A 19,391-nucleotide genomic window follows, 5' to 3' on the forward strand; every position below is an offset into this window, starting at 1 on the left:
CCCACGCGACATCAATTTCCGGTGACGAATGCGAATCAGATGAACGAAGCCGCCGACGCGGCCAGCAAGGCCAGCGCGAAGGCCACATAGGCCCGGCGCAGGCGCAGCGCCAGCATGCCGCCCATGGCGCCCACGAACCACACATGCCCCCAGGCGATTCCGGGAACCGAGGGAAGATTCCCGATATAGTTGGACATCAGCTCGATAGTTCCCACAAGCACAAGCAGCCACAGGCAGAACAGGCCCAGGTTGAGCGCGAACAGTTCGCCCAGCGAACGCACCATGATGCGCCACAGGGGCGAATCGCCCTTGCCGGGGTGTTCGGCCACCCTGCCCCAGTGCAGGAGGTCGGTGTACTGCTGGTTGCGCCAGCGGCGGTGCAGGTATTCCACGTGCGCGCCGGTGAGCGCGGCGGGCAGCGTGAGCAGCACGGGGATGGCCAGTTGCCCGGCCGATTCCAGGCCGAAGTGGCCGGCCACGGTCAGGGCCAGCAGCAGCGAGATGATGGAATTGGGCGGAATGTAGGTGCCCGCGGGGAACAGGTCGAGCCAGAACAGCTCAAGGAAGATGGCGAGGTGCATGGAAAGCCCCCACTCGCCGGTCATGACGGCCCACAGAAAGCCGATGGCGAGCGGGCGCTCCAGGAAGCCCAGGTTCAGCGCGAAGCGCAGCAGCGAAAAAACGGCAAAAAAAAAGCGATGGGCAGCGCCAGGGTGAGCACGGGCAGGAATTCCGTCATGACCATCCCTTTATCTGCACCGGTTCGTTGGGCACGCAGCGGAAATCCAGGGCCACGGAATGGCGGCTGAAGAAGCGCAGGCAGGCTTCGTCGTCGTCGGAGACGGAAACGTGCGCGCACAGCTGCTTCTTGCCGGGGGTGTAGTGCAGGTTGCCGATGTTCAGGGTGTTCATGCCCACCCCGGCGTCGAAGGCGCGGCGGGCGTCGGCGCACGTGGCGAAGAGCACGAGCGTGTCGTGCCCGTCGTCCGTGCGCCCGGTACAGTACTGGGCCAGCGCGTCCACCCGCACGAAGTGCACTTCCACCCGGCCGGGAATGGCCAGCGAGACGATCTGCTGTTGCAGGTCGTCGGCGGCAAGGGCGTCGTTGGCCACCAGCAGGCGCCTGGCCCCGGTGTAGGGCAGCCACGCCTCGATGATCTGGCCGTGCACCAGGCGGTTGTCGATGCGGAACCAGAGCATGGCCCTACCCGTTCTTGACCCGGCTGCGCAGCAGTTCGCCCGCCGCCACGATGCCCTTGGCGCCCGCGTCGCGCGCATCGCGCGAGAGGGTGGCCAGGTCGCCGTCGCGCCCGCCGAAGACCTTGAGCAGCATGGGCAGGTTGACGCCGGTCAACACCTCCACGTTGCCCTTGCCCAGCAGCGCCAGGCTGAGGTTGGTGGGGGTGCCGCCGAACATGTCGGTAAGGATCATGACTCCGCGCCCTGTGTCCAGGCGTTTCACCGCCTCGTCCAGGCGCTTCACCGTCTCGTCCACTTCCAGCGAGACGTCCACGCTGATGGAGGCGCAATCCTGCACCGGGCCGAGGATGAATTCCGCGGCGCGCAGCAGCGCCGCGCCGTAGTCGGCGTGGGTCACCAGAATCACGCCGATGCGCGGTTCCGTGGGGGCCTGCCCGTCATGGGGCTGCCCGTCTTTGCCCTGCCCCTTGCGGGACCGGCCTGCTTGATGCTGTTCGGTGGTGGACATGCTGTTGCGTCCAGGCCGTGCCTGGTGTGTTTGAACGGGGTTGGGGCGTCATGCCGCGCGGCCCCGGCCGGGCGGCATGACGCGCGCGGGCGGCCTGTCAGCCCAGTTCCATGTGACGGTGTTCCATGGATACGGCATAATCAGATTTTTTCAAGGCGCGAAGCAGGGCCTCCGCCACCGCCACCGAACGGTGCCGCCCGCCGGTGCAGCCGATGGCGATGGTCAGGCGGTAGCGGCCTTCCGCCTCGTACTGCGGCAGCAGGAAGTGCAGGAAATCCACCAGCCGGGCGAGAAATGCGTCGCCATGCCCCGCCTCCAGCACGTACTTGGCCACCGGCTCGTCAAGGCCGGACAGCGGCCGCAGGTCGGGCACGAAGTAGGGATTGGGCAGAAAGCGCAGGTCGAACACCAGGTCCGCGTCGGCGGGCACGCCGTACTTGAACCCGAAGGTGACGATGTTGATGCGCAGCGACCGGATGCGTCCCTGGATGGAACTCCACTTCTTCTGGATGACCCGGCGCAGGTCGTGGATGGAATAGCTGGAGGTGTCCACCACGAGGTCGGCGGTTTCACGCACCGGTGCAAGGCGCAGCCGTTCCTGCTCCAGGGCCTGTTCCAGCCCCATGCCCTCGCTTTCCAGCGGGTGCGGGCGGCGGGTGGTGGCGTAGCGCCGGTTGAGCACGGCCGGGTTGGCTTCTATGAACACCACCGCCGGGCGTATGCCCATGCCCTGCAACCGTTCCAGCGATTTTTCCAGGTTGCGCACGAAGTTGCTTTCGCGCAGGTCCATGCCCAGCACCAAGCCCTGATAGTGGGCCAGCGCTTCGCGGTTCAGGATGGTGACCATCTGCGGAGCCAGGGTGGCGGGCAGGCCGTCCACCGTGAAATAGCGCAGGTCTTCCAGCACGTTGAGCACCGTGCTCTTGCCCGCGCCGGACAGCCCGGTGACGATGATGACGGGAAAGTCGGCGGCGGCCACGGGGCTGCCCGCCTCGGCCGCCGCGTCCCCGCGTCCTTCGGCGCCTTTGCCGGCGGCCGGAAGCGGGACGGATGCGGCGAGCCGTGCCGGGTCGGCCGATCCGGCTGACGCGCCGGAGGTATCGGGTACAGCGTCGGACTCCGCCTGGGCGGGTGATATGTCGGACGGCGTGGCCTTGGTGGGCATGGCGGACTCCTCGGGCGGCCCGTACCGGATGCCGTTTCGGGGGGCGCTGCGATGTACGCTGGCGGTTACAGGTAGAGCATGCGCGTTACGGCCTGACGACGGATGATGCGGCCAAGGCCCGCCCTGCCCGGTCGTTCCGTCGTGCCGGCGTCATGGGGCACAGGGGGCACAGGGGTCAGGTGGTCCGCATGATCGCCCGGAAGGCCTCGCCGTCCGGCGCCTCGAGCATGGCGCGGCGGAACTGCGGGTCCTTCAGCAGGCGCGAGATGTGGGCCAGGATGCGCAGGTGCATGCCCGCCACCTGCTCCGGGGCCAGCACCAGGAAAAAGAGGTGGCAGGGCTTCATGTCCAGCGCGTCGAAGTCCAGGCCGGGCACGCTGCGCCCCACGGCCACCACGATGTCGCCGATGGACGCCAGCTTGCCGTGGGGGATGGCCACCCCGTCGCCGATGCCGGTGGTGCCCAAGCCCTCGCGGTCCAGCAGCACGCCCAGCGCAACGGCGGCATCCACTTCGGGATGCCGCCGCACCACGGCCTGCACGAGTTCCGCCAGCACGTCCTTCTTGGTGCCGGCGGAGAGCTCGGGCAGGATCAGATCATCGTGAAGATACTCCGAAAGCCTCATGTACGACGCCTAGACGACCGGATCGATAAGGCCGAAATCGCCGTTGCGACGCCGGTAGATGATGTTCACGCGTTCCACCTCGGCGTTCAGGAACACCAGGAACTCGTTGTCGCCCTGGTCGAGCTGCATGGCCGCCTCGTCCACGTGCATGGGCTTGGGGGCGAAGTGGTCGGTGCCGACGATGGTGCGGTCCTCGCCTTCGCCCATGGTGCTGAAGGTGAACACGTCGATGCCCTTGCCCACCCTTTCGGACTGGACGGAGCGGCGACGGTCCTTCAGCTTTTCCACCTGCTTGCGCAGCTGCGATTCCAGCTTTTCCAGCACCAGGTCGAGGGTGGCGTACATGTCTTCGGACTGTTCCATGGCGGACAGGGTGAACCCGTCGCCGGCCATCTGCACTTCCGCCTTGTGGCGGAACTTGTCGACGGAAAGGTTCACCTGCATGTCCAGGGCGGACTTGCCGACGAACCGGCCAAGCTTTTCAAGGCGGCGGCGGGCGTACTTCTTCAGGTGGTCGGAGGGTTCGAAGTTCTTGAAGGTGAAGGCGATGTTCATACGCTCCTCCAGTGGTGAGAGGGGGAATGCGGCGCGCGGCCCGCACGCGGGGTGCGGCTGCCGGATGCGCCGCCGGCGACGGGTGCCCCCCTGGTCGCCGGGTCGGGCGCGGGGGCACGGGCCGTCAGAACAGTTCCTTCCGCTTGGAAGAGGAGGGAATGTCCATGGCAGTACGATACTTCGCAACGGTCCTGCGGGCAATATTGACTTTGAGCTGTTCCTTCAGAATTTCGCCGATGCGCTCGTCGCTCAGGGGTTCCCTGGGGTCTTCATCGCCGATCAGCTTCTTGATCAGCGCCTTCACGCTCTCGGAGCCCACCTGGCTGCCGTCGTCCAGTTCCAGCGCGCTGTTGAAGAAGAACTTCAACTCCACGATGCCGTGCGGGGTAGCCACGTACTTGCTGGTGGTGATGCGGCTGACCGTGGATTCGTGCATGCCGATGTCGTCGGCGATGTCCTTGAGGATCAGCGGCTTCAGGCGCGACACCCCGTCCTCGAAAAAGCCCCGCTGGTACTTCACGATGGATTCCACCACCTTGTACAGCGTGCGCTGGCGCTGGTACAGGCTCTTGATGAGCCACGAGGCCGAGCGCATCTTTTCCTGGAAATATTCGCGCTCGCCCGCCGACGCGGCCGCCGCGGCGGACCGCTCGTACATGGTGCTCAGTTGCAGGTGCGGCAGGCCATCCTCGTTGAGCATGATGATGAAGTCGTCGTCGTACCTGTAGACGTACACGTCGGGGCTGACGAACTGCGGGTCGCCCCCGCCGTAGCTGGCGCCGGGCATGGGGTCCAGGGTCTGGATGAGGTCCAGGTATTCCTTCAGGTCCTCCATGGTCAGGCGGAACTTGCGCAGCAACGGCTTGTAGCGGCGCTTCTCGAGGTCTTCCAGGTGGTCGCGCACCAGTTCCACCAGCACCTTGTCGCGCGTGTAGCCCAGCATTTCTATCTGCACCAGCAGACATTCCTGCGCGGTGCGGGCGGCCACTCCCACGGGGTCGAAGCGTTGCAGGGCGTGCAGCACCGGCTCCACCTCGGCCGGGGCCACGCCCGCCATCTCGGCGATTTCGTCGAGGGTGGCGTGCAGGTAGCCCGACGAGGCGATGTTGCCGATGATCACCTCGCCGATGTCCTTCTGGCGCTCGGTGAGCGAGGACAGGCGCAACTGCCACATCAGGTGCCCTTCCAGCGAGGGCTTGGCGGCGTAGCGCGCCTCGAACGAGGTCATCTCCTCCGGCAGTTCCGATTCGCGCACCGTGGACTGGCGGCTGGTGCTGGCGAAGTCGCCCAGGTAGTCCTCCCAGTCGGCTTCGCGGGCGATCTCGCGGTCGTAGGCGATATCTGCGGCGGTGGCGGTATCGGTGGCGGCGTCACGCTGGTCGGATGCCTCGGCCTGCGGTCCCTCGTCCTGGGCTTCTTCCAGAAACGGGTTTTCCAGCAGTTCCTGCTGCACCGTCTCGACAAGCTCCAGCCGCGAAAGCTGCAACAGCCGGATGGCCTGTTGCAGTTGCGGCGTCATCACCAGTTGCTGGGTGAGCTTGAGCTGTTGCCTGAGTTCCAATGCCATGCGTGGACAACCCCTGGACCCTTGTCGAGGCCCTATGCACCTTGCGTTGAGGCCGAACGAGATGACGACGCGACGCTGCGCGCGGCGTCAAGCAAGAAACGGCCCACAGTGAAAATGTGTTCCCATCCCCAAGAGGTTAGGTGAACCATGCCATAGAAGCAAGAAGTATGCAACCGCTCGCGCCATTTCGCGGGGCAACCTTGCGCATGCACGCAACACACTGTCATAAAAACGAAAACGGCGTCTCCCGGAAGCCGGAGGACGCCGCTGGCGTACGATGCATGCGCGGGCCCGCTACAGGGAGAATCCTTCGCCCAGATACACGTCCCGCGCGCGCGGGTTGTCCACGATATGCGCGGGCGTGCCCTCCAGGATCACCTCGCCCTGGTGCACAAGGTAGGCCCGGTCGCAGATGTGCAGGGTTTCGCGCACGTTGTGGTCGGAGATGAGCACCCCGATGCCCCGGTCGCGCAGGCCGGTGATCAGTTGCTGGATGTCGTCCACGGCCAGCGGGTCGATGCCCGCGAAGGGCTCGTCCAGCAGGATGAACTTGGGCTCGCGGATCATGGACCGCGCGATCTCCAGGCGACGCCGTTCGCCGCCGGACAGGTGCATGGCCACGGAATCGGCCAGGTGGGTGATGCCGAAGTCCGCCAGCAGCATGTCCGAGCGTTCCTTCTGCCGGGCCTTGGAAAGCCCGGTGTGCTCCAGGATCATCTGCAAGTTCTGGCGCACCGTGAGCCGCCGGAAGATGGAGCTTTCCTGCGGCAGGTAGCTCAGCCCCACCCTGGCGCGCTCGTGCAGGGGCCAGTCGGCGATGTCGCGGCCGTCAAGCTCCACCCTTCCCGCAGTGGGCTTGATGATGCCGATGAGCATGTAGAAGGTGGTGGTCTTGCCCGCGCCGTTGGGGCCCAGCAGCCCCACGGTCTCGCCCTGGGTCACGGACAGCGAGACGCCGCGCACCACCTCGCGCTGGCCGAACTGCTTGTGCAGGTCCTCTCCGCGCAGCACCGAGGTCACTGGGCCGCTCCCTTGGCCTTGGCGTCGTCCCTGGCGTCACTCTTGTCGCCGCCCTTGGCGGCATCCTTGCCGTTGTCCCTGGACTCGCCGAGGGGGTTCACGTCGCCGGACGAGGTGAACACCGCCTGCACCCGCTTGGTGGACGAACCGCGCACTTCGCTGCGGTTCTCGCGGGTGTAGAAGGTGATGACCTCGCCCTTGATGCTGTTGTCGCCCTCGTGCAGCACGGGGTTGCCTTCCATGACCAGCACGGCGGTGTCCACGGTGTAGGTGGCCTTCTCGCATTCGCCGGTGCGGTTCTCGCGCTTCATGCGCACGTTGCGCTCGGCCACGATGCGGTCGATTTCGCCCGCGTCCATGCCCGACATTCCGGACTGGCCGGATTGGCCCGACTGGCCGGATTGGCCACCCTGGGCCGCGTCGCCCCCGGCGTTTTCCCTGCCGGGCTTGGCGGACTTCTTCTTGAGGTGCAGGGTGATGCGTTCCGCCCACATCTCGAAGTCGGGGCGCTGCACGTACACGGTGCCCTCGAAGACCACCACCTGGCCCTTGGCGTCGTACTGCATGCGGTCGGACTTGACGGCGGTGGGCACGTCACGTCGGGCGGCGCTGGCGGGCCTGGCGTCGGCCGCCACGGCGGGGACCACGGTGGATGCCGAAAAGGTCAACAGCAGCGCCACGCACAGCGCGGAGCGGATGCCGGCATATCTCATTGCTTGGACTCCTGCTTGGTTGGCTTGGAAGCGCCCTGCGGCGCGACCTTCGCGGCCTTGGGCGTCTGGCCTGAATGTGTCTGGCCTGAAGGCTTTCGGGCGGCCTGTCCGGGCGCGGGGTGGGCCTGGGTGGATTTTCCCGCGGCATCGGCCTTGCGCGGAGCGGCCACGGCGGCCTTGGGCTGCGCCGCGCCCTGCCCGTTCTTGTCGCCGGCGCGCGGCATGAGCAGCAGCGACACCCCGTCGCTGCCGCGCAGCACGTCGGCGGCCACGTCCCATTCCAGCCTGGTGGCGTTGCCCGACAGGCTCTGGCCCTCTATGCGCGCCCCTTCGGGAAAATACATGGTCCGGCTGGTGCCGTTGTACACCATCAGGCTGGAGAACAACTCATGACGGTCGTGGGTGGCGTGCACGTCGTCCCACATGCGCACCAGTTGCACCTGCTGCTGGACTTCACCCTTCTGCGCCACGATGCGCAACTGCCTGCCGCCGTCCATCTGGTAGACGAGGTCCGGGCTGTCCACGTCGATGACGTTGTTGCTCTGGCGCAACTGGGCCCAGGTGGCCTTCAGCCGCCACAGTTCGATGCCCTTTTCGCCCTGCACCAGTTCTATGCCCTTCATGGCCACGCCCACGGCCTCTTCCAGCGTCGCGGAATCGGTGACGCCGCCGGAAATGGCCGACTCCAGGGCCTTGCGCACCCCGGCCTGCCAGCGCCACGCGGCGGCGCCGCCCACCAGCAGCGCGACCACGAGCAAGGCCCACAGCGTACGGCGTCTCATGCCTGCTCCGGCCAGCTTTCCAGCATGCGGTCCAGCAGCCCCTGCTGGGCCAGCAGGAAGCGGATGGCCTCGCGCACCGCGCCGTGCCCGCCGCTGGCGGTGGTCACATAGCGGGCCAGGGCCTTGACCTCGGGCTGGGCGTTGGCCACGGCCATGGGCAGGCCCACCAGCTTCATGGGGCCGAAGTCCACCCAGTCGTCGCCAAGGTAGGCCACCTGCGACCATTCAAGGTCGTGCTTGCGGCGGATTCCGTCGATGCAGTCCGACTTGTGCAGGAAGCCCGCGTGGTAGTCGGTGATGCCCAGGCCGCGGATGCGCGCTTCCACCGCGCCGGAGGTGAGCCCGGTGATCACCGCCACGGTGATGCCCGCCGCCTGCGCCAGCTTGATGCCCAGGCCGTCCTGCACGTTGAAGCGCTTGGTCACCCGGCCCTCGTCATCATAGTACAGGCCGCCGTCGGTCATCACCCCGTCCACGTCCAGCACCAGCAGCGCGATGGACCGGGCCAGATCTTGGGCCAGGTCTTCAGCTTGCATACGGCAGGCTCCAGAGGGCGGCGAAATCGCGCAGCAGCGGGGCCAGCCTGTCCAGCGGCCAGCTGTTGGGGCCGTCGCACAGGGCGTGGTCCGGGTCGGGGTGGGTTTCCAGGAACACCCCGTCCACCCCGGCGGCCACGGCCGCGCGGGACAGCATGGGCACGAAGCTGCGGTCGCCGCCGGACGAGGCGCCCTTGCCGCCGGGCAACTGCACCGAGTGGGTGGCGTCGAACACCACCGGCACGCCGAAACCCTGCATGATGGGCAGCGAGCGGAAGTCCACCACCAGATTGTTGTAGCCGAAGCTGGCCCCGCGTTCGGTCAGCAGGATTCGCCGGTTGCCGGTGGAGCGCAGCTTGTCCAGGGCCGGGGCCATGTCCCACGGGGCCACGAACTGGCCCTTCTTGACGTTGACCACCCGGCCGGTCTGGGCGGCGGCCAGCAGCAGGCTGGTCTGGCGGCACAGGAAGGCGGGAATCTGGAGCACGTCGGCCACTTCGGCCACCGGTTTCGCCTGTTCCGGCTCGTGGATGTCGGTGACCACGGGCAGGCCGGTTTCCTGCTTGATGCGGGCCAGCCATTCCATGCCGCGCGCAAGGCCGGGACCGCGAAAACCGTCCAGCGAGGTGCGGTTGGCCTTGTCCCACGAGCTCTTGAACACGGCGAACAGCCCGGCGGCCTCGGCCGCCTCGCGCACGGCGTGGGCGGTGTCCAGGGCAAGTTCCAGGCTTTCCAGGGCGCAGGGGCCGGCAAAGATGAAGCGGCGCGCCGCAAGGCGTTCGTACAGGGCCTCCGGCGTCAGGCCGCCGGAGGCGGCGGCAGCGGCCGGGGTGGTGCTGGGGGCTTCGGGATGCATGGGTCTCCGTGGTGGACGGCGCGCGGCCGCCGGGCCTTGGGCACGCTGGCTGGCGTGCGCGGCTGGCGGCGCGTTCCGGAAAGATGCTGCGTCATATCCAGAATGGGCGCGGGACGGAAACGGCGCGTCCCCCTGCCCCGCCGGACGCTTTTACCATCAGTCGGCGGCTTTCGCCACATCGGGTTGGCGGTGATCCAGCGGCGGTGATCCGGCCATGGGCCGACGATTAACAATGCGACGGAATCGCGGCGCGTCAAGGGCCGGGGCGTACCGCGCACAGACGGCAACGCGCCTTCCGCCGGGGAAGGCGCGTTGCACCGTGTCAGTGATGAACTCGTCCGGGGCAAGCACGTCCGGGGGGGCACGCGCCCGGTACGGCGGCTACTTCTTCCTGCCGCCCATGGCTTCCTTCTTGGCCGCCTTGATGAACTCGCGGAACAGGGGGTGCGGGCGCATGGGGTTGGACTTGAACTCGGGGTGGAACTGGCAGCCCAGGAACCACGGATGGTCGGGCAATTCCACGATTTCCACCAGTTCGCCGTCGGGCGAAAGGCCGCTGAACACCAGGCCCTTTTCGGCCATGGCCTCGAAGTAGGCCTTGTTGAACTCGAAGCGGTGACGGTGGCGTTCGTCCACGCGCTCGGCGCCGTAGGCGTCCCACGCCTTGGTGCCGGGCACCACCACGCAGGGGTACGCGCCCAGGCGCAGCGTGCCGCCCTTGTCGCTGGAGGCGTCGCGGCGTTCCACCGCGCCCTTGCGGAAGTCGTACCACTCGGTCATCAGGTAGATAACCTTGTTGTCGGTAAGCTCGTTGAATTCCTCGGAGTTGGCGTCGGCCAGGCCCAGCACGTCGCGGGCGTACTCGATGACCGCGCACTGCATGCCGAGGCAGATGCCGAAGAAGGGAATCTTGTGCTCGCGGGCGTAGCGGATGGAGCGGATCTTGCCTTCCACCCCGCGGTGCCCGAAGCCGCCCGGCACCAGGATGCCGTCGCACCCGGCCAGCTTTTCGGCCACGTTGGCCTCGGTGATCTCTTCCGAGTTCACGTAGCGCAGGTCCACCTTGACCTTGTTGGCCACGCCGCCGTGGATCAGCGCCTCGTGCAGGCTCTTGTACGCCTCCTTGAGGTCCACGTACTTGCCCACGATGGCGATGGTCACCTGCCCTTCCGGATGCGCGCAGGTGTGGATCAGCGTTTCCCACGGCTCCAGGTTGGGGTTCTTGGCGGGCAGGCGCAGCATGATGGCGATCTTCTGGTCGAAGCCTTCCTCGTAGAAGCGCAGGGGCACTTCATAGATGTTGTCCACGTCCACCGACGAGAACACGGCGTCCTGGTCCACGTTGCAGAACAGGGCGATCTTGCGCTTGAGGTCGACGCTGATGGCCTTTTCGCAGCGGCACAGGATGATGTCCGGCTGGATGCCGATGGAGCGCAGTTCCTTGACGCTGTGCTGGGTGGGCTTGGTCTTGTGCTCGCCCGCGGCCTTCAGGTAGGGCACCAGCGTCAGGTGGATGTACAGGCAGTGGTCGCGGCCGAGGTCGCCGCGCAACTGGCGGATGGCTTCCAGGAAGGGCAGTCCCTCGATGTCGCCCACGGTGCCGCCGATTTCGATCAGCGCCACGTCCGGGTCGTCGTCGGCCAGGCCGAGGATGGCGTTCTTGATCTCGTCGGTCACGTGCGGGATGACCTGCACGGTGCCGCCCAGGTAGTCGCCCCGGCGTTCCTTGTTGATGACGCGGTGGTAGATGGAGCCCGAGGTGTAGTTGTTCTTCTGCGACATGGGCTCGCCGAGGTAGCGCTCGTAGTGCCCGAGGTCGAGGTCGGTCTCCGCGCCGTCATCGGTGACGTACACTTCGCCGTGCTGGAACGGGTTCATCGTGCCGGGGTCGACGTTGATGTAGGGGTCGAGCTTCTGGATGGTTACCTTGAGCCCACGGGCCTTCAGCAGCGCTCCGATGGAGGCGGCGGCCAGCCCCTTGCCGAGCGAGGACAGCACGCCCCCGGTGATGAATATGAACTTGGTCTTCATGAAACTCCTGCCTGAGTGACTGGTTGCTCTCGCTCGCGGGGCGCGGTCCTTGCCGCACGCCCGTTACGGCACCCGCCCTTCGGTTGTCGCCATACGCAAAAAAACGCCATCAGGACCGTATGCCACATTTCCGGCATCAAGGTCAGCCGTTGACGTGATGCACCACTGGAACGTAATATCGGCGGTCCCGGCTATCCCCTGCGCACGGGTGGGGTTCCGGGCAAGGCGCGCGGGTTCCACCCCGCCGCCGGCCGACACGCCGCCGGACGGCATTCCGGAGACGGCAAGACAGCGGAAACGGTCCGGGCCCGGCCCCCGTTTCCGCCGCGTCGTTCAGGCCCCCGGAAACCTTTCCGGAAACTTTCGCGGAAACGTCCTTGACGGGCAGGCCCCATCCGGGCATGCGTCCCCACAGGCATGCCGGACAATCGAACGGCGCAGCGCTGACGAGTAGCTAGTCGAGGCACATCCCCCTGTCAAGACAGTCAGGACAGTCAAGAAAACCACCGAGGAGCAGCGCATGGCGCAGGTGAACACGCTGGTCATCACCGGCTACGGCACGAACTCGTACGAGGAATCGGCCCACGCGGCCCGCCTTGCCGGGGCCGACCGGGCGGACGTGGTGCATTTCGCCGACATCGTGGCCCGCAGGACCAGAATAGAGGACTACAACTTCATCGTCTTTCCCGGCGGCTTCCTGGACGGGGACGACCTTGGCGCGGCCCACGCCGCCGCGCAGCGCTGGCTGCATCTTTCCGACGCCGACGGGCAATCGCTGCTGGACCGGCTGAAGGACTTCGTGGGCCGGGGCGGCCTGGCCATCGGCATCTGCAACGGCTTCCAGCTGCTGGTGAAGCTGGGCCTCTTGCCCGCCCTGGACGGCAGGTACTTCGAGCGGCAGGTGTCGCTGGGCCACAACGATTCGGCCCGCTACGAGGACCGCTGGGTGACCCTGAAGGTGAATCCCCACAGCCCCTGCGTGTTCACCAAGGGCATCGACACCCTGTACGTGCCGGTGCGCCACGGCGAGGGCAAGCTGGTGCCGCTGGACGACGAGGTGATGCGCCGCCTGGTGGCCGAAAACCTGGTCACCCTGCAATACGCCCACCCGGAAACCGGCGAGGCGACCATGGAATATCCGTGGAACCCCAACGGTTCGCCGCTGGGCATCGCCGGGCTGACCGACCCTTCCGGGCGCATCCTGGGCCTGATGCCCCACCCCGAGGCGTTCAACCACCCCACCAACCATCCGGGTTGGACGAGGGGCGAACCCGCGACGCTGGGCACCGTGCTGTTCGAGAACGCGGTGCGCCACCTGCGCGGGCAGTAGCCCGACCCCGCAAACTACATCCGCACGCCACGCGGGAAGGGAATGCACGCATCCCCTTCCCGCGTTTCGTTTTGCGCGCCGGGCATCTTTTCAAGCAGGGACCGGGGCGGTATAGGCGGGTGAGACGGGGCGCACACGCGAGCCCCACGCGCAATCCCGCGCCGCAACATCCCTTTCAGGAGGCGCACGCCATGATCCCCTGCCATGTCTGCGGCGCGGATGCCTCCACCGGCTGGGTGCTCGGCTTCGTGCCCTCGCCGGACAACCTGAAGATGGGCCTGTGCCGCGCCCACGACGCCCCGGACAACCGCACGCTGGTCAAGACGGCATGGCGCGCCCTGATGGAGCGCGAGGTACGCGCCATGAACGAGCTTTCCGGGCACAAGGCGGGCGCGCCGCAGCGCTGGCGGCTGGACATCGCGTTCATCGACGGGGGCACGGTGACCCAGAACTGCCTGGAATGCATCGCCACCCCGCAGGGCACCCTGCAAGTGCTGCTGCCCGACGGCACCCTGCGTTTCTTTCCCCTGCCGCAGATCCGCCGCTACGACCTGCGTCCCGTGCCCGCCCCGGCGGCGGAAAAGGCGTAGACTGCCGCGCGCACACCCTGCCCGTCCTTCCCAGCCTGCACATCCTACCCATTTGGGCCGTTCCGTACCGCCATCTCCCCCGGTGTTGCCTCCCGGCCGCTTCGTGCCCGGGTTGACAGTCCCGGCCCGTGGATGCATATGCAAGCGCTTGCAGACGCCCGGCCCGCGCGGCCACCGCAACCGACAACCACGGAGACGCCCATGTACGCCGACGCCGCCACCGAAGCCGCCGTGAATGCCTTCATCGCCCAGTGGGCCGCCGGGGAAGACGCCTCCGGCGTGCTGCCCGTGTTCCTGGCCCTGCGCGACCACCTGCATACCCATGACGGCGCGGTGGTGGAATTCGTCAGCCGGCCCGGCGTCAGCCATTCGCTGCGCGGCACCTTTCCCGGCTGGGCCGCCCGCCCGCTGGCCGTGCTGGTGGACGTGGTGGACGACGACCCGGCCGCGCGCTGGCTGTCGGTGTGCTTCCACGACGACTCCCTGACCGACCCGGAAGAGCGCGGCGACTGGATTCCCACCGGCCTCAACGGCAACGACGCCCGCTGCTTCAATCTGGAAGACGGCGACGAAGAATTCATGCACTACGTGAAGGAACGCATTTCCGAAGCCTTCGCCCATTGTCGCGCCAACGCGTAACCTGCCGTCACATCAGACATCTCGCAAACAGCACGTCCCCCGCTCGCAACCGCGAACGGGGGACGTTTCGTTGTATCGTTCCGGCCCGCGATCATGCGGACACGGGCATCACGGACGATCCGGCGTCAGGCTGGGAGCGTCAGGCGAAGTCGGGGTCGATGGCGGCGCGGCCGTTGTCCAGCATCACCTTCAGGAAGCGTACGGTGCGCTCGTCCACCGGCACGATGGGGAAATGCTGCATGCACGAGTCGCACTGGGCCATGGATGGCTGGGTGGGGCTGATCAGCGGCACCTGGCGGCGGCAGTGCGGGCAGGGGTAGAAGAAGATCACCTCCAGCCCGTCGGGCCGCACCGGGTTCAGGGGCTTGCGGCTCTTGCCGTCCTGCCCGTTCCCGCTCCTGTTGTCACCGGCCATCTATGCCGCCTCCGTGTCGCCGTCTTCACGTATTTCAGTATCTGGCCGGATCAGGGATGCGCCGGTCATCAGGTCCGGCTTGGCCACGCCCCACAGGCCGAGGATGGTGGGCGCGATGTCGCCCAGCCTGCCGTCGCCGCGCAGGCGCAGCGCGCGCATGCCGTCGGGATGCGAGGGGTCGCGCTCCACCACCACGCAGTGCACCCGGTTGGTGGTGTGCGCGGTCTGCGGGTTGCCCGCGCCGTCCAGCAGTTCTTCCGCGTTGCCGTGGTCTGCCGTGACGATCAGCCGTCCCCCGGCGGACAGCACCGCCTCGGCGATGCGGCCCACGCAGGCGTCCACCGTTTCCACGGCGGCGACGGCCGCCGGGATGACGCCGGTGTGGCCCACCATGTCGCAGTTGGCCAGGTTGCACACCACAAGGGAATAGCCGCCCTGCCCCCATTCCTGAAGCAGCAGGTCGGTGACCTCCACCGCGCTCATGGCGGGCTTCAGGTCGTAGGTGGCCACGTCGCGCGGCGAGGCCACCAGGCGGCGTTCCTCGCCGGGGAAGGGCTCCTCGCGGCCGCAGTTCAGGAAATAGGTGACGTGGGCGTATTTTTCCGTCTCGGCGATGCGCAACTGGCGCAGCCCCATGGAGGACACCACCTCGCCGATGGTCATGGCCAGGTTGTCCTTGCCGAAGGCCACGGGCACGTCGAAGCTGGCGTCGTAGCCGGTCATGGTCACGAAGCCGGAAAGCACGGGCCGCTTGCCGCCGTCGGCGTCGCGGTCGAAGCCGTCGAAGGCGGGGTCGATGAAGGCGCGGGTCAGCTGGCGCGCCCGGTCCGCCCGGAAATTGAAGAAGAACACGCCGTCGCCGTCGGCCACCAGCCCGATGGGCGCACCGTTTTCCATGACCACGCGGGGGGTGACGAACTCGTCGGTCTCGCCCGCCGCATAGGCGGCGCGCACGGCCTCGGCCAGCGAACCGCCCTGCGAATCGCCCCCCGAGTAGGAGGACGCATCCACCAGGGTTCCCTTGCCGCCGGTCAGGGCAGCCCAGGCCAAGGCGTTGCGCTCGTAGCGCTTGTCGCGGTCCATGGCGTAGTAGCGGCCGGTCAGGGTGGCGATGCGCCCCCAGCCCGTGTTGCGCAGGATGGCCTCAAGGTCGGCCACGTAGCCCGCGCCGCTGGTGGGCGAGGTGTCGCGCCCGTCCAGGAAGGCATGCACGAGCACGGGCACGTTGCGGGCCCTGGCGGCTTCGACCATGGGGCGCAGGTGGCGGATGTGGCTGTGCACCCCGCCGTCGGAGAGCAGGCCCAGCAGGTGCAGCCGCCCGCCCTTTGCCGCGATGGCCGTCAGCAGGCCGCACAGCGCGGGGTTGCTGGCAAGCTCGCCGTTTTCCACGGCCATGTCGATGCGGGTCAGGTCCTGATAGACCACCCGGCCCGCGCCGATATTCATGTGGCCCACTTCGGAGTTGCCCATGAACCCGGCGGGCAGGCCCACGTCGCGGCCCGAACAGGCCAGCGTGGCGCGCGAGGGCAGCGCGGTCAGCCGGTCCAGATTGGGGGTGCGCGCCAGCGACACCGCGTTGCCCGGCCCGGCCGGGGCGATGCCCCAGCCGTCCAGAATCAGCAGTACCGTGGGGGTAAGCCCCTTGCCCGCGCCCGTCCCGCTCACTGGTCGTCCCCTTCGGGGGCCTTGGGCGCGGCGGGCTTGCGGCTGCGGGCACGGGGCTTGGGCTCTTCGGCGTCGGCCGCGGCGGACGAGGTGGCCGCGCGCTTGGTGGTCACGGCGGCGGCGCGGGCGCCCGCCACGCGGCCCGCCATGCGGCGCACGCCGCTGTGGGTGCCCGCCGAGGCGGTGGCGGCTTCCACCGGCGGGGCCAGTTCGCGCCCGTCGTGCAGCACCGGCGCGTCGGCCCACAGGCTTTCCAGCCGGAACATTTCGCGCACCGGAGGCTGGAAGACGTTGATAATCACGTCGTTGCAGTCGAGCAGAATCCACTGCCCGGCCTGATAGCCTTCCATGCGCAGGAATTCGATCTTCCCGTCGTCGCACATGCCCAGCACGTGGTCGGCCAGGCCCTGCGCATGGCGCACGGACCCGGCGGTGACGATGATGATGGACTCGGCAAAGGCGTTCATGCCCGCAAGGTCCAGGGCCAGCACGTCGCGGCCCTTCTTTTCTTCCAGCCAGCCCACGAAGGTGGCCACCTTCTCGGCGGTGGGGATGTCCTTGAACTTCTTTTCGATGGGTTTCATGCGGTGTCCTGTGGTCCGGCCCGGGCGCGGGCCGGGGTGTTCCTCTACGTGTGGCGGAAGGTCCGCCGTTCCTTCGTGATCACGGCCTGCCCCGCGTGCCCGGCCTGTTCGGGACGGGATCGAGGGGCGAGGGGGGGGGCAACTCTCTATCCCATCGTATCCGCGTCCCCGTCGCCGTGGGCCAGCAGCAGCACCGAGGCCAGGGACCGCTTGGGCACGCGGTGGGTGCCGTCGGCATCGCGGTGATAGCGGATGTCGCCGTCCTCGCCCACGATGTCCAGCACGCGGGTTTCGGCGGGCACACCCAAGGCCAGCACCAGCACCAAGTCCAGCGTGGCGAAGGGGGCCGCGTCCAGCCCCAGGGCGGCACGCACGCCGTCGCGGTCGAAGGCGCCGATCATGCAGCAGCCTAGGCCCAGCGCCTGCGCGCCCAACTGGATGGTCTGCGCCGCGATGCCGAGGTCGATTTCCGGCGTGGGCGAGCCCTTCTTGTCGCACAGCACGGCGATGTACGCCGCCGGGCGCTCGCCGGGGACCGGGCCGCCCCAGTCCTTGAGATAGGCGGCCCAGCGCAGGTGCGGAAACACGGCGCCATTGCGCGCGGCATCCGCGCACACGGCATAGCGCAGCGGCTGGCGGTTGGCCCCGCTGGGGCACACCCGCGCCGTGTCCACCAGCGCGTGCAGCGCGGCCAGGGGCACGGCGGCGTCCTCCCTGAAGCGGCGGCAGGTGCGTGCCTCGCGCACGGAGCGGGCAAAGGCGGCGAATTCGGGCGACTGCACGGAAGTTTGGCCGGGAGATTGGACGGGAGCTTGCGCGGGGGATTGCGGCATGGTCATGGTGCGGTGTTCCTGCGAAATGTCCTGGGGCTGGCGCGGCAAGCAGACGCGGCAAGCAGACGAGGCGGGCAGGCCCGGCGCGGGCCCCGGCGGCCGATCCCGTCCACTGTCCAAACATTTCATATACCGCATTCCCCGCGCCTCCGCAAATGCGCGCCGCGCGCCCTTCCGGGCCGGGCGGTCCCGTCGTCTGCCCTCCCGTGCGCTGGCCCGGTATCCGCCCATGCCACCTGCCTTGGGAATCCCGCACCGCCCCCTTCGCACCGCCCTTTGCCCCGCACCTCCCCGGCATCCTTGACCGCATGCGGCAGTTGGGGCACAAGTTGGCCTTGCCCGACATGTGTCGCACGGGCCGCCCGCGCCAGCGCGCCGCGCGGCACCGCCTGCGGTGAACCCGAGAGGAGAGCCCCATGATTTTCGACGTCGACCGCGAGACGCTCCCGCGCGAGGAGCTGGAAGCGCTGCAACTGCGCAGGTTGAAGAACCTCTGCGAGCGCGTCTACGCCAACGTGCCCCACTACCGCCGCCGGTTCGAAGAGGCGGGGGTGACCCCGGCGGACATCAAGCGGCTATCCGACGTCACCCTGCTGCCCTTCACCGAAAAGCAGGACCTGCGCAACAACTACCCCTTCGGGCTGTTCGCGGTGCCCAAGGACACCATCGTGCGGCTGCACGCCTCCAGCGGCACCACCGGCAAGGCCACCGTGGTGGGCTACACCAAGCGCGACCTGGACAACTGGGCCGAACTGATGGCCCGCAGCCTGGCCGCCGCCGGAGTGACCCGCCGCGACCTCATCCACAACGCCTACGGGTACGGCCTGTTCACCGGCGGCCTTGGCGCGCACTACGGCGCGGAACGCCTGGGCGCCACGGTCATTCCCGTGTCGGGCGGGGCCACCAAGCGCCAGGTGCTGCTGCTGCGCGACTTCGGGGCCACGGTCATCTGCTGTACCCCCTCGTACAGCCTGTACCTGCACGAAGCCGCCGAGGAAGCGGGCATCGACATCCGCGAACTGCCCCTGCGCATCGGCGTGTTCGGCGCGGAGCCGTGGTCCGAGGAAATGCGGGCGGAAATCGAAAGCAAGCTCGGCATCGACGCGCTGAACATCTACGGCCTGTCCGAAATCATGGGCCCCGGCGTCTCCATGGAATGCGTGGAGGCCAAGTGCGGCATGCACATCTACGAGGACCACTTCCTGCCGGAAATCATCGACCCGGTCAGCGGAGAAGCCCTGCCCCCCGGCGCCACCGGCGAACTGGTCATCACCACCCTGACCAAGGAAGGCATCCCGCTGGTGCGCTACCGCACCCGCGACATCACCTCGCTGGACTACACCCCCTGCGCCTGCGGCCGCACCCACGTGCGCATGCGCCGCGTGACCGGCCGCAGCGACGACATGCTGATCATCCGCGGGGTGAACGTGTTCCCCTCGCAGATCGAATCCATCCTCATGGAAACCGAAGGGTTGGCCCCGCACTACCAGCTGCTGGTCACCCGCGAGGGCAACCTGGACAACATCGAGGTGCAGGTGGAAGTCTCCGAGGAATTCTTCTCGGACGAGATCAAGAACCTGCAACGCCGCGAAGCGCGCCTGCAGAAGACCATCAAGGAATTCCTGGGCGTCACGGCCAAGGTGCGCCTGGTGGAGCCGCGCTCCATCCAGCGTTCCGAGGGCAAGGCCAAGCGCGTCATCGACCTGCGCGAGAAGCCGTAGCATTTAGGAACATTGGGAGAATAATCGGGGGCGGGGGCGCTTTGAAAAGCGCCCCC

Annotated in this window: 21 protein-coding genes; 4 read left to right on the top strand and 17 right to left on the bottom strand. The window is 67.8% G+C overall.

Annotated elements, in window-relative coordinates:
- Positions 1–35: 35 nt before the first annotated feature.
- The 13 genes from V6B97_RS14495 to V6B97_RS14555 form a co-directional block, all read right to left on the bottom strand.
- Entirely contained in the window at positions 36–581 is a 546-nt protein-coding gene (locus V6B97_RS14495; protein ID WP_333507223.1) for a hypothetical protein, read from the bottom strand.
- Between the two features lie 154 nt (positions 582–735).
- Positions 736–1,200 (bottom strand): PTS sugar transporter subunit IIB, encoded by a 465-nt coding sequence (locus V6B97_RS14500; RefSeq protein ID WP_333507224.1) that lies wholly within the window; start codon positions 1,198–1,200, stop codon positions 736–738.
- Positions 1,201–1,204: 4 nt separating this feature from the next.
- Positions 1,205–1,708 carry a PTS sugar transporter subunit IIA gene (locus V6B97_RS14505; protein WP_333507225.1) on the bottom strand — a complete coding sequence of 168 codons (504 nt, stop codon included), beginning with the start codon at positions 1,706–1,708 and terminating at the stop codon, positions 1,205–1,207.
- 97 nt (positions 1,709–1,805) lie between these two features.
- A complete protein-coding gene (gene rapZ, locus V6B97_RS14510; protein WP_442935496.1) occupies positions 1,806–2,687 on the bottom strand; it encodes an RNase adapter RapZ in 882 nt (293 codons plus the stop codon).
- 361 nt (positions 2,688–3,048) lie between these two features.
- Positions 3,049–3,498, bottom strand: a complete 450-nt coding sequence (locus V6B97_RS14515; RefSeq protein ID WP_333507227.1) for a PTS sugar transporter subunit IIA — start codon at positions 3,496–3,498, stop codon at positions 3,049–3,051.
- Between the two features lie 9 nt (positions 3,499–3,507).
- Positions 3,508–4,053 carry a ribosome hibernation-promoting factor, HPF/YfiA family gene (hpf, locus tag V6B97_RS14520; RefSeq protein ID WP_333507228.1) on the bottom strand — a complete coding sequence of 182 codons (546 nt, stop codon included), beginning with the start codon at positions 4,051–4,053 and terminating at the stop codon, positions 3,508–3,510.
- Between the two features lie 124 nt (positions 4,054–4,177).
- On the bottom strand, positions 4,178–5,620 hold the full coding sequence (gene rpoN, locus V6B97_RS14525; RefSeq protein WP_333507229.1) for an RNA polymerase factor sigma-54: 1,443 nt from the start codon (positions 5,618–5,620) through the stop codon (positions 4,178–4,180).
- Between the two features lie 294 nt (positions 5,621–5,914).
- On the bottom strand, positions 5,915–6,640 hold the full coding sequence (gene lptB, locus V6B97_RS14530) for an LPS export ABC transporter ATP-binding protein (protein WP_333507230.1): 726 nt from the start codon (positions 6,638–6,640) through the stop codon (positions 5,915–5,917).
- Complete coding sequence (locus tag V6B97_RS14535; RefSeq protein WP_333507231.1) at positions 6,637–7,353, bottom strand: LptA/OstA family protein; 717 nt, start codon at positions 7,351–7,353, stop codon at positions 6,637–6,639. The genes lptB and V6B97_RS14535 overlap by 4 nt, the downstream gene beginning before the upstream one ends.
- Positions 7,350–8,135: an LPS export ABC transporter periplasmic protein LptC gene (gene lptC / locus V6B97_RS14540; protein WP_333507232.1), complete on the bottom strand. Its 786-nt coding sequence runs from the start codon at positions 8,133–8,135 to the stop codon at positions 7,350–7,352. Before lptC ends, V6B97_RS14535 begins: the two co-directional genes overlap by 4 nt.
- Positions 8,132–8,671, bottom strand: coding sequence for a KdsC family phosphatase (locus V6B97_RS14545; RefSeq protein ID WP_333507233.1), 540 nt, complete (start codon positions 8,669–8,671; stop codon positions 8,132–8,134). The genes lptC and V6B97_RS14545 overlap by 4 nt, the downstream gene beginning before the upstream one ends.
- Positions 8,661–9,527, bottom strand: coding sequence for a 3-deoxy-8-phosphooctulonate synthase (gene kdsA / locus V6B97_RS14550; protein WP_333507234.1), 867 nt, complete (start codon positions 9,525–9,527; stop codon positions 8,661–8,663). The genes V6B97_RS14545 and kdsA overlap by 11 nt, the downstream gene beginning before the upstream one ends.
- A gap of 381 nt (positions 9,528–9,908) precedes the next feature.
- Positions 9,909–11,558 (bottom strand): CTP synthase, encoded by a 1,650-nt coding sequence (locus V6B97_RS14555; RefSeq protein WP_333507235.1) that lies wholly within the window; start codon positions 11,556–11,558, stop codon positions 9,909–9,911.
- Positions 11,559–12,078: 520 nt separating this feature from the next.
- Between V6B97_RS14555 and V6B97_RS14560 the strand changes: the two genes are divergently transcribed.
- The 3 genes from V6B97_RS14560 (at position 12,079) to V6B97_RS14570 (ending at position 14,117) form a co-directional block, all read left to right on the top strand.
- Positions 12,079–12,888 carry a phosphoribosylformylglycinamidine synthase subunit PurQ gene (locus tag V6B97_RS14560; protein WP_333507236.1) on the top strand — a complete coding sequence of 270 codons (810 nt, stop codon included), beginning with the start codon at positions 12,079–12,081 and terminating at the stop codon, positions 12,886–12,888.
- 191 nt (positions 12,889–13,079) lie between these two features.
- Positions 13,080–13,478 (top strand): hypothetical protein, encoded by a 399-nt coding sequence (locus V6B97_RS14565; RefSeq protein WP_333507237.1) that lies wholly within the window; start codon positions 13,080–13,082, stop codon positions 13,476–13,478.
- A gap of 201 nt (positions 13,479–13,679) precedes the next feature.
- On the top strand, positions 13,680–14,117 hold the full coding sequence (locus V6B97_RS14570) for a hypothetical protein (RefSeq protein ID WP_333507238.1): 438 nt from the start codon (positions 13,680–13,682) through the stop codon (positions 14,115–14,117).
- A gap of 139 nt (positions 14,118–14,256) precedes the next feature.
- On the opposite strand, the gene V6B97_RS14575 is transcribed toward V6B97_RS14570, so the two are convergent.
- From V6B97_RS14575 to V6B97_RS14590, 4 genes are all read right to left on the bottom strand, one after another.
- Positions 14,257–14,532: a hypothetical protein gene (locus tag V6B97_RS14575; protein ID WP_333507239.1), complete on the bottom strand. Its 276-nt coding sequence runs from the start codon at positions 14,530–14,532 to the stop codon at positions 14,257–14,259.
- Complete coding sequence (gene gpmI, locus V6B97_RS14580; protein ID WP_333507240.1) at positions 14,533–16,197, bottom strand: 2,3-bisphosphoglycerate-independent phosphoglycerate mutase; 1,665 nt, start codon at positions 16,195–16,197, stop codon at positions 14,533–14,535.
- A complete protein-coding gene (gene rsfS, locus V6B97_RS14585) occupies positions 16,194–16,781 on the bottom strand; it encodes a ribosome silencing factor (RefSeq protein ID WP_333507241.1) in 588 nt (195 codons plus the stop codon). The genes gpmI and rsfS overlap by 4 nt, the downstream gene beginning before the upstream one ends.
- Before the next feature lie 146 nt (positions 16,782–16,927).
- Positions 16,928–17,620, bottom strand: coding sequence for a nitroreductase family protein (locus V6B97_RS14590; protein WP_333507242.1), 693 nt, complete (start codon positions 17,618–17,620; stop codon positions 16,928–16,930).
- 410 nt (positions 17,621–18,030) lie between these two features.
- Here V6B97_RS14590 and V6B97_RS14595 point away from each other — a divergent pair, with 410 nt between their 5' ends.
- Entirely contained in the window at positions 18,031–19,335 is a 1,305-nt protein-coding gene (locus V6B97_RS14595) for a phenylacetate--CoA ligase family protein (RefSeq protein WP_333507243.1), read from the top strand.
- Positions 19,336–19,391: the final 56 nt, after the last annotated feature.

The sequence above is a fragment of the Nitratidesulfovibrio sp. 1201_IL3209 genome, from assembly GCF_036763125.1.
Classification (GTDB): Bacteria; Desulfobacterota; Desulfovibrionia; order Desulfovibrionales; family Desulfovibrionaceae; genus Cupidesulfovibrio.

What these genes read in the sequence shown, in the direction of transcription:
- hpf (WP_333507228.1), bottom strand. Translation starts at nt 4,053, where the DNA reads ATGAACATCGCCTTCACCTTCAAGAACTTCGAACCCTCCGACCACCTG.
- kdsA (WP_333507234.1), bottom strand. Translation starts at nt 9,527, where the DNA reads ATGCATCCCGAAGCCCCCAGCACCACCCCGGCCGCTGCCGCCGCCTCC.
- V6B97_RS14565 (WP_333507237.1), top strand. Translation starts at nt 13,080, where the DNA reads ATGATCCCCTGCCATGTCTGCGGCGCGGATGCCTCCACCGGCTGGGTG.
- lptC (WP_333507232.1), bottom strand. Translation starts at nt 8,135, where the DNA reads ATGAGACGCCGTACGCTGTGGGCCTTGCTCGTGGTCGCGCTGCTGGTG.
- rpoN (WP_333507229.1), bottom strand. Translation starts at nt 5,620, where the DNA reads ATGGCATTGGAACTCAGGCAACAGCTCAAGCTCACCCAGCAACTGGTG.
- V6B97_RS14505 (WP_333507225.1), bottom strand. Translation starts at nt 1,708, where the DNA reads ATGTCCACCACCGAACAGCATCAAGCAGGCCGGTCCCGCAAGGGGCAG.
- V6B97_RS14590 (WP_333507242.1), bottom strand. Translation starts at nt 17,620, where the DNA reads ATGACCATGCCGCAATCCCCCGCGCAAGCTCCCGTCCAATCTCCCGGC.
- V6B97_RS14575 (WP_333507239.1), bottom strand. Translation starts at nt 14,532, where the DNA reads ATGGCCGGTGACAACAGGAGCGGGAACGGGCAGGACGGCAAGAGCCGC.
- V6B97_RS14495 (WP_333507223.1), bottom strand. Translation starts at nt 581, where the DNA reads ATGCACCTCGCCATCTTCCTTGAGCTGTTCTGGCTCGACCTGTTCCCC.
- V6B97_RS14595 (WP_333507243.1), top strand. Translation starts at nt 18,031, where the DNA reads ATGATTTTCGACGTCGACCGCGAGACGCTCCCGCGCGAGGAGCTGGAA.
- V6B97_RS14535 (WP_333507231.1), bottom strand. Translation starts at nt 7,353, where the DNA reads ATGAGATATGCCGGCATCCGCTCCGCGCTGTGCGTGGCGCTGCTGTTG.
- V6B97_RS14500 (WP_333507224.1), bottom strand. Translation starts at nt 1,200, where the DNA reads ATGCTCTGGTTCCGCATCGACAACCGCCTGGTGCACGGCCAGATCATC.
- V6B97_RS14560 (WP_333507236.1), top strand. Translation starts at nt 12,079, where the DNA reads ATGGCGCAGGTGAACACGCTGGTCATCACCGGCTACGGCACGAACTCG.
- V6B97_RS14515 (WP_333507227.1), bottom strand. Translation starts at nt 3,498, where the DNA reads ATGAGGCTTTCGGAGTATCTTCACGATGATCTGATCCTGCCCGAGCTC.
- V6B97_RS14555 (WP_333507235.1), bottom strand. Translation starts at nt 11,558, where the DNA reads ATGAAGACCAAGTTCATATTCATCACCGGGGGCGTGCTGTCCTCGCTC.
- V6B97_RS14570 (WP_333507238.1), top strand. Translation starts at nt 13,680, where the DNA reads ATGTACGCCGACGCCGCCACCGAAGCCGCCGTGAATGCCTTCATCGCC.
- V6B97_RS14545 (WP_333507233.1), bottom strand. Translation starts at nt 8,671, where the DNA reads ATGCAAGCTGAAGACCTGGCCCAAGATCTGGCCCGGTCCATCGCGCTG.
- rsfS (WP_333507241.1), bottom strand. Translation starts at nt 16,781, where the DNA reads ATGAAACCCATCGAAAAGAAGTTCAAGGACATCCCCACCGCCGAGAAG.